Annotated in this window: 1 protein-coding gene and 1 pseudogene; one reads left to right on the top strand and one right to left on the bottom strand. The window is 61.7% G+C overall.

The features are described from left to right. Positions 1–359, bottom strand: a pseudogene (locus AC097L_RS25610) (serine/threonine protein kinase); the annotation flags it as partial. Positions 360–487: 128 nt separating this feature from the next. Between AC097L_RS25610 and AC097L_RS25605 the strand changes: the two are divergent. Beyond that, a partial coding sequence (locus AC097L_RS25605; RefSeq protein WP_479589514.1) for a 23S rRNA (adenine(2030)-N(6))-methyltransferase RlmJ occupies positions 488–1,137 on the top strand: 650 nt, incomplete at its 3' end.

Genomic DNA, 1,137 nt, shown 5'->3' with positions numbered 1-1,137 from the left:
GGCATCACCATGTAGGCGGTGTTGTTCGCCTCCCAAAAGCGGAATACCTTGACCAGCGAGGGGTGGTCGAACTGCGCCAGCAGCCGGGCTTCGGCCACAAACGACTGCAACCCAGCCTGGTAGCTGGCCCCGTCCAGCGACGATCGGATACCCACCATGGAGCCCGCCATGCGCCCGGCCAAAGCCGTCGGCATGTACTCCTTGATAGCCACCGACCGGTGCAAGGAATGGTCGTAAGCCTGGTACACCATGCCAAAGCCGCCCACGCCCAGCAGGCGCACCAACTCGAACTCCCCCAGCCGCGTGCCGCTGGGCAGGGCATCGGAATGCAGGATGGGGGGATGGGTGGAATCGGACATAGGCGGGCAAGAAGTCTTAGTTTAGAACGTGTTGAGAGTCATTTCAGGCTCACCGTAAACACCCCGTCCGCGTTCTATCTACCCAGAGCCTGACACAGCACCGGCCTGCCTCGTTACCATAGGGGCCTATGTTTAGTTACCGCCACGCCTTCCATGCAGGCAACCACGCCGATGTGCTCAAGCACACGGTGGTGATTGCCGCCCTCAAACACCTGACCGAAAAAGACCCGGCCCTGGCCGTGCTGGACACCCACGCGGGTGCCGGCCTGTACCGGCTCGATGGCGATTACGCCGAAACCAGCGGCGAGGCGGCCAATGGCATTCTGAAACTGCTGGCCGACCCCGAACCCGGCCAGCCGCCGCTGGTGCCCGCACCGGCGCTGCAGGACTACCTGGACATGGTGGCCAGCTTCAACAAGTCGGGCGGCAAAAAAGTCTATCCCGGCTCGCCTTTCATCATGCAACAACTGTTACGTGACCACGACCGGCTCAAACTGTTTGAACTGCACCCTACCGACAGCAAAACCCTGTCGGCCAACATTGCCCAGTTGTCCGCTGGGCGACAGATCGCGGTGTTCCGCGAAGACGGCTTCGAAGGCATCCGCAAATTCTTGCCCCCACCGAGCCGCCGTGCTTTCCTGCTGTGCGATCCTAGCTATGAAATCAAGAGCGACTACAGCCTGGTGGCCGAGATGATCGCCAGCAACCTGAAGCTGTTTGCCACCGGCACCTACGCCGTCTGGTACCCGATCATTCCCCGCCCCGAAGCACACGACCT

Source organism: Rhodoferax sp. RT5P35 (genome assembly GCF_056521385.1).
The sequence above is the reverse complement of the archived record's forward strand: the minus strand, read 5'-3'. Positions and strand labels throughout refer to the sequence as shown.